General features: G+C 32.2%; 14 protein-coding genes. 7 read left to right on the top strand and 7 right to left on the bottom strand.

Translation table 11 applies throughout. The features are described 5' to 3' along the window. Positions 1–31 precede the first annotated feature (31 nt). Positions 32–1,126 carry an inositol-3-phosphate synthase gene (locus Q4Q16_RS08970; protein WP_303347389.1) on the bottom strand — a complete coding sequence of 365 codons (1,095 nt, stop codon included), beginning with the start codon at positions 1,124–1,126 and terminating at the stop codon, positions 32–34. A 131-nt stretch (positions 1,127–1,257) separates the two neighbouring features. Between Q4Q16_RS08970 and Q4Q16_RS08965 the strand changes: the two genes are divergently transcribed. From Q4Q16_RS08965 to Q4Q16_RS08955, 3 genes are all read left to right on the top strand, one after another. Further along, positions 1,258–2,103 (top strand): UbiA family prenyltransferase, encoded by an 846-nt coding sequence (locus Q4Q16_RS08965; RefSeq protein WP_303347388.1) that lies wholly within the window; start codon positions 1,258–1,260, stop codon positions 2,101–2,103. A 39-nt stretch (positions 2,104–2,142) separates the two neighbouring features. After that, on the top strand, positions 2,143–3,714 hold the full coding sequence (locus Q4Q16_RS08960) for a glycosyltransferase family 39 protein (RefSeq protein WP_303347387.1): 1,572 nt from the start codon (positions 2,143–2,145) through the stop codon (positions 3,712–3,714). A gap of 107 nt (positions 3,715–3,821) precedes the next feature. Next, on the top strand, positions 3,822–5,348 hold the full coding sequence (locus Q4Q16_RS08955; protein ID WP_303347386.1) for an NERD domain-containing protein: 1,527 nt from the start codon (positions 3,822–3,824) through the stop codon (positions 5,346–5,348). A 22-nt stretch (positions 5,349–5,370) separates the two neighbouring features. Here the strand turns inward: Q4Q16_RS08955 and Q4Q16_RS08950 are convergent, their stop codons facing one another. Beyond that, entirely contained in the window at positions 5,371–6,375 is a 1,005-nt protein-coding gene (locus tag Q4Q16_RS08950; RefSeq protein WP_303347385.1) for an N-acetylneuraminate synthase family protein, read from the bottom strand. Positions 6,376–6,384: 9 nt separating this feature from the next. Further along, positions 6,385–8,046 carry a UDP-2,4-diacetamido-2,4,6-trideoxy-beta-L-altropyranose hydrolase gene (locus Q4Q16_RS08945; RefSeq protein ID WP_303347384.1) on the bottom strand — a complete coding sequence of 554 codons (1,662 nt, stop codon included), beginning with the start codon at positions 8,044–8,046 and terminating at the stop codon, positions 6,385–6,387. 83 nt (positions 8,047–8,129) lie between these two features. Here Q4Q16_RS08945 and hypD point away from each other — a divergent pair, with 83 nt between their 5' ends. Genes hypD through Q4Q16_RS08930 form a run of 3 tightly spaced genes read left to right on the top strand, consistent with a single transcriptional unit; the run spans position 8,130 to position 11,201 of the window. Beyond that, positions 8,130–9,176 carry a hydrogenase formation protein HypD gene (gene hypD / locus Q4Q16_RS08940; protein WP_303347390.1) on the top strand — a complete coding sequence of 349 codons (1,047 nt, stop codon included), beginning with the start codon at positions 8,130–8,132 and terminating at the stop codon, positions 9,174–9,176. Position 9,177: 1 nt separating this feature from the next. Beyond that, positions 9,178–9,882: a phosphoglycolate phosphatase gene (locus Q4Q16_RS08935; protein WP_303347383.1), complete on the top strand. Its 705-nt coding sequence runs from the start codon at positions 9,178–9,180 to the stop codon at positions 9,880–9,882. An 8-nt stretch (positions 9,883–9,890) separates the two neighbouring features. After that, positions 9,891–11,201: a TldD/PmbA family protein gene (locus Q4Q16_RS08930; protein WP_303347382.1), complete on the top strand. Its 1,311-nt coding sequence runs from the start codon at positions 9,891–9,893 to the stop codon at positions 11,199–11,201. A gap of 26 nt (positions 11,202–11,227) precedes the next feature. Here Q4Q16_RS08930 and Q4Q16_RS08925 read toward each other — a convergent pair whose 3' ends face one another. From Q4Q16_RS08925 to glp, 3 genes are read right to left on the bottom strand one after another with little or no spacing between them, the layout of a single operon-like run. Next, positions 11,228–11,479: a hypothetical protein gene (locus tag Q4Q16_RS08925; protein WP_303347381.1), complete on the bottom strand. Its 252-nt coding sequence runs from the start codon at positions 11,477–11,479 to the stop codon at positions 11,228–11,230. Positions 11,480–11,488: 9 nt separating this feature from the next. After that, positions 11,489–11,950, bottom strand: coding sequence for a GyrI-like domain-containing protein (locus tag Q4Q16_RS08920; RefSeq protein ID WP_303347380.1), 462 nt, complete (start codon positions 11,948–11,950; stop codon positions 11,489–11,491). 24 nt (positions 11,951–11,974) lie between these two features. Beyond that, positions 11,975–13,198: a gephyrin-like molybdotransferase Glp gene (gene glp / locus Q4Q16_RS08915; RefSeq protein WP_303347379.1), complete on the bottom strand. Its 1,224-nt coding sequence runs from the start codon at positions 13,196–13,198 to the stop codon at positions 11,975–11,977. Between the two features lie 126 nt (positions 13,199–13,324). Here glp and Q4Q16_RS08910 point away from each other — a divergent pair, with 126 nt between their 5' ends. Beyond that, positions 13,325–14,488 (top strand): tyrosine-type recombinase/integrase, encoded by a 1,164-nt coding sequence (locus tag Q4Q16_RS08910; protein WP_303347378.1) that lies wholly within the window; start codon positions 13,325–13,327, stop codon positions 14,486–14,488. Here the strand turns inward: Q4Q16_RS08910 and Q4Q16_RS08905 are convergent. Continuing rightward, entirely contained in the window at positions 14,481–14,813 is a 333-nt protein-coding gene (locus Q4Q16_RS08905) for a hypothetical protein (protein ID WP_303347377.1), read from the bottom strand. The genes Q4Q16_RS08910 and Q4Q16_RS08905 overlap by 8 nt on opposite strands. Positions 14,814–15,198 lie beyond the last annotated feature (385 nt).

The following is a 15,198-nucleotide window of genomic DNA, read 5'->3' as shown; positions in this document are numbered from 1 at the left end:
AGAGAAAAAAAAGAGAGAAAAAAATGAAAAATTATCTCTCCAATTCACCTGAAATGAATTTTTCAACATTTTCATGTGCTACATCATCTGTGAATTGAACTGGAGGGTGCTTCATTGTGTAAGAAGAAATTGAAGTTAACTGTCCTCCAATACCTCTTTCCAAACCAATTTTACAGCATCTGATAGCATCAATTACACAGCCTGCAGAGTTTGGAGAGTCTTCAACACTTAACCTAAGTTCAATGTTCATTGGAACATCACCAAATGTGCGGCCTTCCATTCTAAGGAAACATAATTTATTATCATTTTGCCATGGGACATAATCACTAGGGCCAATATGAATATCCCTATCATCCATTCTTTCACTTAAGACTGACTGGACGGCTTCAGTTTTGGATTCTTTTTTGGAATCCAATCTTTCACGGTTAAGCATATTTAAAAAATCAGTGTTTCCGCCAGTATTAATCTGGTAGGTTCTGTCTAATTTTACACCCCTGTCCATGAATAAACTAGCTAGTGTTCTATGAGTAATAGTGGCTCCTATTTGAGCTTTAATATCATCACCAACAAGAGGAATTCCTTTTTCTTTGAATTTAGCATCCCATTCATTATCACTTACAATAAATACCGGCATACAATTTACATATGCAACATCAGCATCAAGAGCACATTGAGCATAATATCTTGCAGCTTTTTCAGATCCGACCGGCAAGTAATTAACCAATATTTCAGCGCCGCTTTCTTTTAAAACTTCAACTACATCAACAGGAACTTCATCGCTGAGAACAAAAGTGTGTTCATCATCATAATTTGACATGTGTTCTGCAACACCATCCAACACATGCCCCATGCTTACTTTAGCATCATATTTAGGAATATCCTTTTGGAAAACAGTTGTACAGTTTGGTTTAGCAAAAATCGCCTCATCAATAGTTTTTCCAACTTTTCTTGCATCAACATCAAAAGCTGCAACAACATCAATATCACTAGGTTTATATCCGCCAATTTCCCAGTGCATAAGTCCAATTGCATCCTCTGGGTTTTTACCATCATAATAATGTATTCCTTGAATAAGAGAACTGGCACAGTTTCCTATTCCAACAATTGCTACCTTAATTTTATCCAATTTAACACCAGCTTTAATAATTATAATTAATACTTTAAAAAATAAAATACTAATACTATGTTAATTAATATACTTTATATAATTATGCTTTAAATATTTTAAATTAACTGATTAAATAGGAAAATATGAACATGAACCCATATATAGAAATCTTAAGACCTGGAAATGCATCAATGGGAGCCATATCTATAATTCTTGTGGCGCTCATTGATAAAACCATTTCAATTCCAGTAATACTTGCAATGCTTGCCGTATTTTTTGAAACATCCGCCGGAAATGTGATTAATGACTATTTTGATTATAACATTGATTTAATAAATAAGCCTGAAAGACCTATTCCTTCCGGCAGAATTTCACTGAAAAATGGTAAAAGATATGGTTATCTTTTATTTGCACTTGGAACTGTATGTGGTTTTTTAATTAGTTTTCTTACACAAAATTGGGTGCCCTTTGCAATAGTTTTACTTACGGACGTGATTCTTTATTTATATGCATATAAATTAAAATCAAGCCCGTTTGTTGGCAATCTCACTGTCGGTTTTATGACCGGTTTCGGATTTGTGTTTGGTGGATTTTCCATTAATAATCCGAGCATTATCACAACATCCATATTCCTAGGATTTTTTGCATTTGTCATGACAACTGCACGTGAAATCATAAAAGATATTGAAGATATCGAGGGAGACAAGGCAGACGGCGCAAGAACTTTGCCTATTTTAATCGGAGAGAAAAAACCTGCAATACTTGCTGCAATTCTAATAATAATGGACTGCGCATTATGCCCTTTATTGTATTATTACCATATTTTCGGAGTAGTGTATCTGCCAGTAATTGCAATTGCGGTTTTATTATTTATTTACTCTGCAATTTTAATATTAAAATCGCAAAAAAGAGAAACCGCAGCAAAAGCTTCTAAAAATTTAAAAATAGGGATGCTGATAGCTTTCGTATCATTTGTATTTGGATCTTTAATCTAGCATCAATTATATATAATAAAAATATTAAAAATAGCAATAATGATTAAAGAGTTTGTAGGTAAAAAAGACAAATACTATTTAATAGCTATTCTATTACTTAGTGCCATTTTAGTGGGATATTACATTAATTTCAATGATAGGATTGGCATTTCTTGTTCGGATGTTTATGTTTACCTTTTAAACGCTCTTTATTATACCGGAACAAATGTCCATTCAACAAAATTCATTTACATCTCCCCTCCAATATGTTTTTTAACTTCAATTTTCTTTAGAGTGGGATTTGTTGATAAACTGGCAATATACATTGTTACAGGATTATTTGCAATTTTTGGAAATGTTGGTTTTTATTTACTGTTAAGAAAATTCTTTAATGAGGAATTAAGCCTGACTGGAACCATTCTCTATTCAACATTCTCTCTTTATTTGACCTGGCTTGCAAATGGAACATTGGATATTCCTGCAACTGGAATAATAATCTGGATTGCATTATTTGCAATAATAGCCATCAGGGAAAATCCGAAATACTATGAATACCTAATTCCATTGATTGCATTTGGATTTTTCATAAGGTATACTACAATACTGACAGTGCCTGCATTTTTACTGCTTTATGTTCTTGAAAATGGTTTTAAAATAAACGCAGACTCACGAAAACATATTAAAAAAGGAATTATATATGGAATAATTTTTTCAGTAATCATATTAATGCCTATTTTACTTATGGGAAATGGAAATTTTGAAGTAGCTAGCCAAATAGCAAATGGAATACAGGGAACAAGCGGATCAGAAACAGACCCTGCATTTAATCCTGATGTAAGTTATTATTTAGTAAATTTCCCTAATTTCATATCAAACTCAAATACTGTATTTGAAGCAAATCCTGTCCTGAACTCACCTACAGTTTTATCATATGCAATATTCGCATTATTGTTTGTTGGAGCAGGATTCTGGCTATATGGCCATGAGTTTAAATTCGAAAAAAAGGATGCAATTGCTGCTGCAGTAATTTTAATAGGAATCCTCAGTTTTACAAGAACCAGTTCTGTGGTTACAACATTATTAATCTTAATCGGAATGTATTTAATCGGCAAAGACCGTGAATGCAAAAATGGAATATTTATGCTGGGTTGGATACTGGCGAATGCAATATTTCTCAGTTATTATATAGTTAAAGTCAACAGATATATTCTTCCGACATTTCCGCCATTCATATTCTTTATTTTAATTGCAATAGAAAATATTCAAAAGCATGTGAAAATTAATAAAAATATAATTCCAACAGCATTGATAGTTTTATTTGTAATTCAAGCATTTGCATTTACCGCCACATTTGAGCCAACAGACAAATACACTTCAACAGAAGAAATTTCAAATTACATAATTGACAGCAACCCTGATTTTGAAAATATGACAATAGGTGTTTACAATATAAGACCATACAGCTGGTGGCTTGGATCCAATACAATAGGAATTCCATCAAATCATCAAAGTGACATCGACAAAAGCAATGTAAGCTATTATATTGCAAATAAACCTATGGACAATTTAACGAATTACACCGAAATAAAAAACATTGCCAATCTATATCTATATGAAAAAAATACTGTCTGATGGACTGGCGCATATAATATTAAATTATTTTCTGCCGATATTTTTTAGAAACTATATATAATAAAAAAAATAAAAAATACTATTGATAAAGTAATTAAGAGGATAATATGAAAGTTGTATGCTGTAAGAACTGTGGTGCAAAGTACCAACTCGATGATGATGACGACATCACTGCATTCGAGTGTTCTTCATGTGCAGGTGACTTAGAATACTTAGAGAATTATTCTAATGATGATAAAAGCTCTAACCCCACATTTGCAGATTCATATAAATATGAGAATTCCTATATTGTACAATGCCAGGATTGCGGGCTGAAATACAAAATTAAAAGTAGTGATAGCATACTTGATTATGAATGTGACAGCTGCGGAGGGTCTTTGAGATATTTAAATGAAGAAATGAATAAAGAATTAGATAAATATCTTGAAGAAAGACACGGCGAAATTCAAAACATTAGAAGAGAATCACAGACTAAAGAACCAACATCTGAAGAATTAACAACACAAGATAATGCTCATTCCTTAAAATCAATTACAGGCAAACTTGAAAATTTCTTTTCAGAAGAACATATGTTGCAAATAGCAGACACTGAGAAAAGAGAACAAGAATTAGAATATGGGGAAAATGCAAAAACAGCAAGAACCACAATACCACAATCCGTTTTATCAAAATTTGGAAGAGAATTTTCAGTTCCAAATACTGATGACTACAACATCTTAAAGAATTTTCTTAAAAGCGAATTTTACAAAGGAATGGAAGAATACTACCCGAAAGTAGACTATTCAGCCCCTGCCAGTAGCAGTAGCCTCCTTGATAAAATTAGTTTAAAAGAACCGGATAATGAATCAATCACCAATATAAACTCAGTTGAAGATAAACCTGACAACATTACTGATTTTGATAGCAATAAGGCAATTATTATTATCGGAACAACAATTTTTATCTTAAGCATAATTGAGATTTTAACTATTGACAGTGGTGTGGGAATTATTGCTTTATTTATTGGAGTAATCATCTTATGTTATGGAATTTATAAAACAAAAGACGTGGAACAAGCCGAAGAAAGAACAAGAATAATTAGAGAACACTTGTTAACTCTTCCGGAAGAATTTTACGTATTCTACAATGTTAAAACTCCAACTTCAACTTCTGGAATTAACCATGTTGTTGTAGGTCCAACTGGAATTTATGCTCTGCTTTCACAAAAATACAATCCTAAACTTAGATTAGAAAGTGAAAACGAAAATCTAAATCTAATTGGAAATAATGAATTTGAGGAAGATAAAATCGAAGAAGTTCAAAATATTGAAAACAGAAGAAGGTTTAGATACACAACTAAACAGGCAAAATTTTCACAAGACAATAAAGTCAAACAAAAAGCCCTGAGTTTAGGTGAAGATTTAATAAACTTCCTCAGCGACAACAATATTAAAAACTGTTTTGTCGAACCATTAGTAGGATTTATCAATAATGAAGTTGTTGTAATAAATATGCCTTTAACTGATGAAGACTTGTTTGTTGAAGAATTATTGCATAAAATCCAAACTGCTACAATTAAATTAGATTCTGAAACAATCGACAAATGTGCTGTTTTGATAAGCAAGCATTCAGCAGATTGTTCATCAGAAATTTAATTTTTTTCTTTTTTTAAAATGATTATGATAACATATCATATTCAATTAAAGAACCTTTAGAAATATTCTTATTGGCCTTTTTACCGATGACATCATTTATTTTTGAGGGTGGAATGCCTGTGCCTGGTCTTTTAAATTCTACATCCCCTTCGCTGATTAATTCGCCATGTTTAATATCGGTTTTAGCAACGATTGATTTTCTAATATTTTTTCTTGAAGATGATTCACAAATCAGAGGCTGTTTGTTTTTATAACCATTAATCTTTGAGATAGTTTTTGCGTTTAATCTGAAAATAAGAACATCATTTTCATCCATAGCAAATTCATGACTTTTAATCGATTTATCTAATGTAAAATATTTTTCTAAAATAACCGCACCATAATTATAGGCAGTTGTCAAAATAGACATGTTGCTATCAGATATTGTATAATCTGAGTATCCTATATCATAATCTTCAAAATTTCTTGCAAGGTCCTTAATCATTAAAAGATTAGCATCCTCCATCTGTGTAGGATAGGATAAAACTGAATGCATTAAAACAATTTTAAAATTAGAATTGTTTTCAATGCAGATAATTGCGTCTTTAATTTCTTTTAAATCTGCAGCTGCAGTTGATAACAAGATAGGTTTATTTTTACTTGAAACATGATTGATAAAAGGAGCATTAGTCAAATCAGAAGATGATATTTTGTATGCATCAACAACACTATCCAGATTATCAACTATTTCCACATTAGCAGGAGTTATAATAAAAACTAAGCCTAATTGCCTGCAATACTCTGCCAATTTTTTATATTCATCATAGGTTAACTGATCCTTTTGATTTAAATCTTCACCTTCGAAAACACAGTGTAAAAATTCGGAGTCTCCAACATGGAAATTGACTCCATTAACACCACATTCCCTGCATTTTTCAGCCAATAATTTTGCAATATGAAAATATGATAAATTTTCTTTTTTAGCCAAGTCATAGTAATTAAAACTAATTTCGGCAATCAAAAAAGGATATTTATTAAATATCTTCACAATAACACCTCAATTTTTCATGACAAAGTTTCTGTATTCTTCCTGAATAACAGCATTAATATTCTCAAATCCATGTTTTAAGTCAATAGACGTCATTTTCTTATTCATTTCAATTCTAAGATCAGAATGTTCGACCAATTCTAAAAATTGATTGATGAAATCTTGTTTTGTTAAAGATTCAATATGGCCCATATTTATAATTCCGTTAGAATTGTTTGCAAAAACATGAGTTGTTTCCAAATCGTCTTGGCAAACACATATTGTAGGAATTCCCAATGAACAAGCATCGTACATAGTTTTACATGCAGATGTGATTAAAATATCTGCTTTAAAAATAAAGTCGCTAACATTAGAAACATTCTGGTAAATTTGAACCGAAGGGTTGAATTCGTATTTTGATATTAACTGGTCAATATTTTCATATCCCCTATCTACAATGCCATTGATTCTATTTTCATAGTTGGTTGACAGGATTAAATCAGTGAATGTTTCAGCCAAATGTTTAGAGTCCTTACCTTCAAACATTATTAAAACATTATTAACATCCTGAGTAATCACTTTTTGAGGCTGGAAATAAAACTCATCATTTAGAACATAAAACTTTTGACCAGAATATACATTATTAGCACTTAAGTCATGTTCATATAATGAATCAAACACCACATCGGCAAATTCGGCTCCATCACCTAAATCATCAAAATTAACAACAAAATATCCTCGTGATTTCAATTTAGACATATATTCTACAGAAGTGTTTAATATATCATTGATTACAATGTGGGGGTCGAACTCATCCAGTATGCCCATTAATTCATCATCCCCATCATAAACTTTAAAATTAAAACCTGATTTGGTGAGCAAATCCTGTCCAGATTCGTCCTCATTTAAAATAAATAAAAATTCATGGTCCACAAGTTTTGAGGCTATTGACAAACAGTTATTAACATGCCTATTTCCTATTTCATCATTATCATTTACGACAATAGCTACTTTTTTCTTTTGAAGATACTTTTCAACAACCCACCAGTCATCATAATCATCCACAGTAACTGATTCTTCATGAGAGAGGTTTATAATGTCCACATGGTTTCCAATTATTGAACTTTCATTAATCAGTCCTCTGCGGCTTGCTATGACAGCACCGGTTTCTCTAAATGATAAAGGCAATTCTTCATCACTAAGCCTTTCAATGTAATTTGGGAAATATCTTTTATTGTTTTCATCATATCCCCAGCTTAACTGCTTATCTTCAACAACAGAAACCACACTTTCTACATTAAAATCTTCAAACTTTTCAATAGCCAAATCCAAGGTTTCTGTTTTAAGCAATGGGGAAGTGGGCATCATTGTGATTACAATATCATATTCGTCAAAAGTTAATTTTTCTTTTTGAATCATAGAATCATAAACAACCGCTTCCAAAGGAACATCGTCACCAGACAGTTCTACTGATCTTCTAATGACACTGGATCCCAATTTCTCAGAAATAGAAGATATTTCAAAATCATCAGTAGTTACAACGACATCATCAACATATTGAGATGATTTAGCAATATCTATTGAATAATAAATCAAGGGTTTATTATTCAATAAGCGAACATATTTCCGGGGAATTCTTTTTGAAGTCCCTTTTGCTGGAATAACTACTAAAATTTTATTATTATTAAACATGTTAATCCCTATCCATAAATTTAATTAATACAATTAAAGATATAATTATAATATATTATTAAATCTTCGGTGTTAATATGAATATAAAAAATATGTCCGAGAAATTATTAAAAAAAATAAATGAATTATCCACACCTGTTAAGATAATGCATGTTTGCGGATCTCATGAACATACAATAATGGAAAATGGAATTAGAAGTTTGCTTCCGGAAGAAGTGGAAATTATTGCAGGACCAGGATGTCCGGTTTGCGTTGTTCCATCACGCGAAATTGATGAAGCACTAGAATTAATTGAAAAGGGAGTTACAATCACCACATTTGGAGATATGTTAAGAGTTCCGGGATCAAAAAAATCACTTGCCGACGCTAAAGCTGAAGGAGGAGATGTGAGAGTAGTGTACGGAATTAACAAAGCTATTGAAATAGCTCAAAAAGAAGACAACGATGTTGCATTCATATCAGCAGGATTTGAAACAACTGCACCAACTACAGCAGCAACATTATTGGAAACACCTCCTGAAAATTTCTCAGTGCTTTCATGTCACAGATTAATACCTCCAGCTATTGATTTTTTAATTAACTCAGGCGAAACAACATTAAATGCGTTAATTCAGCCAGGACATGTTTGTACAATTATCGGAACCAAACCTTTCGAATATTTCACAACAGATTACGGAATACCTCAAACTGTAGCAGGATTCAATCCATTAGACATATTAATGTCCGTGTATATGATTTTAAGACAAATTCATAATGAAACACCAAAAATTGAAAATGAATATGCAAGGGCTGTCAGAGAAGAAGGAAATGTAATTGCTCAGGAAAAAATCGAACAAGTATTTGATGTGACTTCAAGAGAATGGAGAGGATTTCCAAAAATACCTGATTCAATCTTGGAAGTTAAAGATGAATTCAGCGAATTCAATGCCCGTGAAAAATATGATATAGAAGTAAAAGATGTTACCGAAGCGCCTAAAGGCTGTATTTGCGGACCTATTTTAAGAGGACTTGCAAGACCTGAAGATTGTAAGCTATTTAGAAAATCATGCACCCCACTACATCCTATTGGAGCATGTATGGTAAGTAAAGAAGGGACATGTAACATCGCACACAGATATTCAAGAGGATAGTATGGCAGTCGAAGCAATAGCAGTCGATATTGATGGAACAATAACAAACGAAAAAAGACAGATTTGCATTTCAGCCATTGAATCTTTAAGAAAAGCGGAAAAAAAGGGAATCCCGACAATAATCGTAACTGGAAATGTTGTTAACTATGCCTATGCTACAGAAGTTCTAATCGGATGCAGCGGAGGAATCGTTTGTGAAAACGGAGGAGTTGTCTTTAAAGAAGGAGAAAACAACAATGCTGTTGAAGCACTAGTCGAAAGAGATTTTGTAACGTCAGCTGAAAAACATCTTAAAAAGAATTTAGGTGAAAAATTCGACAAGCATGCATCACACGACAACATATACCGATTAACGGAAACTGTATTTTACAAAACCATTGCCCGACAAGAAATAGAAGATGCATTAAAGGATTTTGAATATTTAGATGAACTTGAAATCTACGACAGCGGATTTGCACTTCACATTACTGACAAACGGGTCAACAAAGGAACCTCACTCAAATATTTATGCGAGAGAAATGGAATAAATATGGAAAATGTAATGGCTATCGGAGACAGTCAGAATGATGAAGAGTTCTTAAAAGAAGCAGGATATAAAATAGCTGTGGCAAATGCCGAAGACAGATTAAAGGAAATAAGCACCTACACATGTGAAAAAATGTTTGGTGACGGAGTAGCAGAAGCTATTGAAAAATTTGCGTTATAAGTGGTAAAATGATATATGAAATAGCAAGAAAAGCAAAAAAAGCAATAGAAAATGATTGTGATGATTATGAAATATACATTGACGAATCAAAATCTATTGAGCTTGACTCTAGGAAAGAGGAATTAAATTTCGCAAAAGAGGAAATTGAACGAGGAATAGGAATCAGAGTAATTAAAGACAATAAAATAGGTTTTGCATTCACTTCAAATATGGACAAAATTGTTGAAACTGCAAAGCAATCAATTGAAAACACAAAACTAAATAAAATTGATGAAAATTATGCCTTTGCTGAAATTGAAAAAACCCCAACGGTTAAGAAAGTATTTGATAAAAAATTCAGGGATTTGAGTCTTGATGAATTCATTGAATTTTTAAAAAATACCATCGATACGACTATCGACCAAGGATGTGAAATAACAGGTTCCGGATTTTCAGCAAGTGAAGGCAGATCATTAATTATAAACTCAAATGGCGTTTCAATTGAAGATGAAGGTACTGGATTTGGCATTGGCCTTTCTGTAACCATGCAAAAAGACGGTCAAATCGCAACAGCTTACAATTCACAATCCTCAAGATTTTTCGATTTGGATGGGGAAAAATTAGCTATTGAAGTATGCGACCTTGCAAAAAAATCATTAAACTCAAAACCTGTTGAAACTAATGATTATGATGTTGTGCTTGATTATTATGCTGCAACCGGACTTCTGCAAACATTCATTAATGCATTCAATGGTGAAAATGTAATGAGGGGAAGGTCAATTTTAAAAGACAAAATGGGTTTGGAAATAGCAAATCCACATATGTCATTAGTTGACAACCCACTTTTAGAAAAAGGAATGTGTACTGCAAAATGTGATGGAGAGGGCAGCATAAGTAAAAAAACAGAACTGATTAAAAATGGAGTGTTAAACTCATTTATTTACGACATTTATACTGCAAATAAAGCAGGTGTTGAAACAACTTCCAATGGCCTTAGAGGTTCATATTTAACCACACCTATGATAGCACCTACAAATCTTGAGCTTAAATTTAGTGAAATGAAAGATTTAAATGAAATTGGCAAAGGTGTTTTAACCACCAGCGTTTTAGGAGCCCACACCGCAAATCCTATTTCCGGAGATTTTTCTGTTGAAGCAAGCAATGCATTTAAAATAGAAAATGGTGAACTTACAGATTCAATCAGTAAAGCCATGATTTCTGGAAACATATTTGAAATTATGAAAAAAGTAGAAGGAATTGAATCCGAAGTAAAACAGTACGGATCATTCATTATTCCGAAATTACTGGTGCACGATTTACGAGTTGTCGGCCAAAACTAATAATTAAAAAAGATTTTTAAGAAAAATTAAATTCTTTTTAATTTTTCCCTATATCGATTAATGGTGTCCTGAGTATAACCAGTAGTTAAATAATCTGATGTTAATTTTTTATTATCATCAAATTCTTTAATTTTTTTATCCATTATTTTATCGATTTCATTATCTAATTTTTTTATTCTATTTTCAAATGAAAATTCGGATTTTTTCACATTAATATTAGTTTTGCGAGAAATTCTTTTAATTTCATCATCCATATCAAATTCCTCATCTTTAGACATTTAAAACACCTACATCTCAATAATAGGCAATTGAATCTCAGTTACATACTCATTTTCATTATCACAATTATGTAAATTTTTAACTAAAACCTCTTTAGGAGAACCTATAATATCGTAATGATTTTCCTGAGCGATTTCGACTAATTTTTCATAAGTTTCTAAAATATTGTCTGTGGAGCCGTAATGAATGCCTGACAGAACTTTATTTTCAATCATGTCAACAACACGAATTTTATCAGTTTCATCAGCATCTTCCTCAATGGCAATACTTACATCATATACAACATCACCATCGTTAACTTCATGCCTTGGTGAGAAATAAACAATAAACGGTTCACCAATAGTTTCAATATCATTAGCATCAACCCAACCCATCAGCATTGATAAAAAGATATTTAAATCAGAGATTGGAGTTTTACAATTAATAACAGCTAATTTTTGTTCAGGAATTACTTTAACTTCACTTTCCATTTTTACACCTTTATAATAATTTTATTAATCAAATAAATAAACTTCTACTTCTTCACCTTCATCTAACAGTTCAACAAATTTCGGAACTTTAACATAACCATCTGCAGTTGAAAGCGAGAAAATTGCACCGGAATCCTTGAAAATCGGACGAATATCCTCACCATCTACTTTAACAAGCTGGTATTGCATTCTTCCAACAGGAGAATGAATTCTTTTAGTCATTTTGCCTTTGACAGTTTTAAGTTCAAAATCCCTATTAATTCCCGCCAATTTAGTTAATGGTTCTGCTACAAATGCATTGAATATCATTAAAGCAGAAACAGGATTTCCCGGAAGACCGATTACCAGTTTACCATCAATCACACCAACAATAGTTGGTTTGCCCGGCTGGACTGAAATTCCATGAATATAAACTTCGCCCAATTCATCCAAAACATGTTTTAAAACATCCCCCAGTCCTGCTGAGGTTCCGCCTGAGCAAAGTAAAATATCCACTTCCTTTAATGAATCAGTAATCTTTTGTTTTACTTCATCATAATTATCCCTCATGATGCCTAAAAAGTGAGCATCTGCACCGCAGGAAATAGCTGCACTTCTAATCATTCCTCCATTAACATCATAAATCTTACCATATTCTAATTCATCACCCTGAAGCGTAATCTCATTTCCGGAAGAAATTACTCCCACACTAGGTTTTTTATAAACATCAACAGTTTCAAAGCCTTGAGACAGCAACACTCCGATTTTGCCGGGATTTAGGAAATCCCCTTTCTTAAGAATTAATTTTCCTTCTTCAATATCAGAGCCTTTGCGGGCAACATCCTGCAGAGGCACAGCAGTGGTTAACAAATTAACCTTATCCTCAAGTTTTTCTGCATATTCAACCATTACAACAGATTCACTGCCTTCAGGCATTGCTGCACCAGTACTAATCTCAATGCATTTTCCTTTTTCAACTTTTTTATCTGTTGTTGAACCTGCTTCTAAAAAATCAATCACATCTAAAGTATTCGGTGACTCTTCAGATGCGCCAAAACTATCTTCAGCAAGTATTGCAAATCCATCTTTTAAAGCCTTATTAAAAGGTGGAAAATCCATTTTAGAATAAACGTCTTCGAATAAAATTCTCCCATAAGCTTCGCTAACAAGAATTTCTTCATTTTCTTGAGTCAAATGCTTATTAAATAAATTTTGAATAATATCAGTAGCTTCGTCGCATTCTTTAATTTTTAAAAATTCGGTTCCCATAATCACCACTTATTTTAAAATACAATAAATTAATATATAGTATATTGATAAGCCATTATAAATTTATCATTCAATTACTTACCAAATGCTCTCACAAAACCAAAAATAAATATGAAGGGCATAATTATGAAAATGAATGATGAAGACATGATGATACTCCAAGAATTCTACGAAACACGCCGACTAAAAAAATCATCAATAAAAGGATACAAAGACGTTATAAGAATATACACATTATTCAACGATTTAACCCTAATCGAATTACTTGAAGAAGCAAGAACCGAAGAAAAAGACCGTTTACCATGGATAGACCGTACATTAAAACAAAGATTAACAGACTTCCGAGCATACCTCTACGATAACTACAGTAAAAAAACCGCAAAAATACACTTCAGCAGAATCAGAACAATCTACACACACTTCTATATAGAAATACACAAACTACCTGAAATACAATCAGAAGACCTGGAACCACCAATCACATACAATGATCTGCCAACCAAATCAATATTACAAAAAGCATTAAGCATTAGTGAACCCATGATACGGGCATTAATATTATTCATGGTATCATCAGGCTGTGCTAAAAAAGAAGCCCGTCATTTAACAATACAAGATTTTATTGACGCCACAAGTGAATATCATGATAAAACTGATATACATGATGTTCTTAACGAATTAAAAGACCGTGATGATATAGTGCCAATCTTTCATTTATACAGATATAAAACAAAAAAATGGTTTTATACTTGCTGCACACCTGAAGCAACCGAAGCCATCATACATCACTTAGTTAAGCTGCTTAACAATCATGCACATCTCAAGCCAGATACTCGCATATTTGATATAAATAAAGATTACTTCAACAATTACTTCAAGGAAATCAACACTGCATTAGGATTGGGGAAAGTACGAAACTACAATCGTTTCACCAGTCATATGCTCAGACGATACCACGCAAGCACGCTGAAAAGTGAAGGTTTGGATAAAGATACAATTAATACTTTGCAGGGAAAAGGTCAAAACCCTACTGATGAAGCTTACTTCAAAGTCAACCCTTCCAAATTAAAAGAGAAATATGTCAAGTACATGCATTGTTTATTTGTTGACTTTGATATTAAAGAAGTCAAACCCGAGGAGGTTATCAAGTTAGAAAATGAGAATGCTATTTTGAAGGAACAGAATAAACATTATCAGGAGATTGTTGATAGTATTGATGCTCGTATTGATGAGAAAATTAATGCTGCTATGAAGAATAATAGTGATGATTTGGAGGATTTGTTTAGATGAAATGGAAGTATTCTACTCCCACTTCATCATAGTATTCAAATCTGAGGAAAGCTCCTTGATTATCTTTAAATAATACTGTAACTGTTTCGTTTCCTTGATTCCATTTGTCACCTCTTTGTGATTGTTTTAGTTCTGTCCATGTTATTGCTTGTTCACCTACCATGAACAATGGTTGTTCCTGTATTACTTCGAGGTTTTCGTTTACTGTTTTTTCCAGTGTTTTTTCAAGTAGTTCATTAATGCTTTTGTAATTGTTTTGTGTTTTTATTAATTGCATTTGTTCTGCAAGGTCTTTTCTTATTCTTATGCTTGTGTATTCAGTCATTTTGTATCATCTCTTTTTAAAAAAATAGGGATAGAGTTATATTAATAACTCTACTATGAAATTTGCTATTAAACATATTATTAGTAATATGAATAATATTTTTGGGTTTTTATTTTTTTGTGTTGTGTAGAGTAATCCTATTGCGAGGATTAATTCTAATAGTGTTATCCATATCATTTTATATTTTTCCTCCTTTTTTAGGGATTGAATGTAAAGTTTTATTAATGGTTTGAATTCATATATTTATATGGAGTGAGGGATTATTTATCCCTCATTTTTTGCCAGGTCATTATCATTATAAGCCATGTGATGACTTGGCATATGAATTCTATTAAATCTTGCATGGTAAGACAATACAAATTTTACCCTACTCCCGAAACAGTAT

Origin of the sequence: Methanobrevibacter sp. (assembly GCF_030539875.1) — an archaeon.
In the GTDB taxonomy this organism is placed as follows: Archaea; Methanobacteriota; Methanobacteria; order Methanobacteriales; family Methanobacteriaceae; genus Methanocatella.
Note: the sequence above shows the minus strand (reverse complement) of the source record. Positions and strands in the feature narration are given on the sequence as shown.

Excerpts from the sequence above, each read along its gene's own strand:
- Q4Q16_RS08965 (WP_303347388.1), top strand. The coding sequence starts at position 1,258 with ATGAACCCATATATAGAAATCTTAAGACCTGGAAATGCATCAATGGGA.
- Q4Q16_RS08960 (WP_303347387.1), top strand. The coding sequence starts at position 2,143 with ATGATTAAAGAGTTTGTAGGTAAAAAAGACAAATACTATTTAATAGCT.
- Q4Q16_RS08955 (WP_303347386.1), top strand. The coding sequence starts at position 3,822 with ATGAAAGTTGTATGCTGTAAGAACTGTGGTGCAAAGTACCAACTCGAT.
- Q4Q16_RS08945 (WP_303347384.1), bottom strand. The coding sequence starts at position 8,046 with ATGTTTAATAATAATAAAATTTTAGTAGTTATTCCAGCAAAAGGGACT.
- Q4Q16_RS08935 (WP_303347383.1), top strand. The coding sequence starts at position 9,178 with ATGGCAGTCGAAGCAATAGCAGTCGATATTGATGGAACAATAACAAAC.
- Q4Q16_RS08930 (WP_303347382.1), top strand. The coding sequence starts at position 9,891 with ATGATATATGAAATAGCAAGAAAAGCAAAAAAAGCAATAGAAAATGAT.
- Q4Q16_RS08925 (WP_303347381.1), bottom strand. The coding sequence starts at position 11,479 with ATGTCTAAAGATGAGGAATTTGATATGGATGATGAAATTAAAAGAATT.
- Q4Q16_RS08920 (WP_303347380.1), bottom strand. The coding sequence starts at position 11,950 with ATGGAAAGTGAAGTTAAAGTAATTCCTGAACAAAAATTAGCTGTTATT.
- glp (WP_303347379.1), bottom strand. The coding sequence starts at position 13,198 with ATGGGAACCGAATTTTTAAAAATTAAAGAATGCGACGAAGCTACTGAT.
- Q4Q16_RS08910 (WP_303347378.1), top strand. The coding sequence starts at position 13,325 with ATGAAAATGAATGATGAAGACATGATGATACTCCAAGAATTCTACGAA.
- Q4Q16_RS08905 (WP_303347377.1), bottom strand. The coding sequence starts at position 14,813 with ATGACTGAATACACAAGCATAAGAATAAGAAAAGACCTTGCAGAACAA.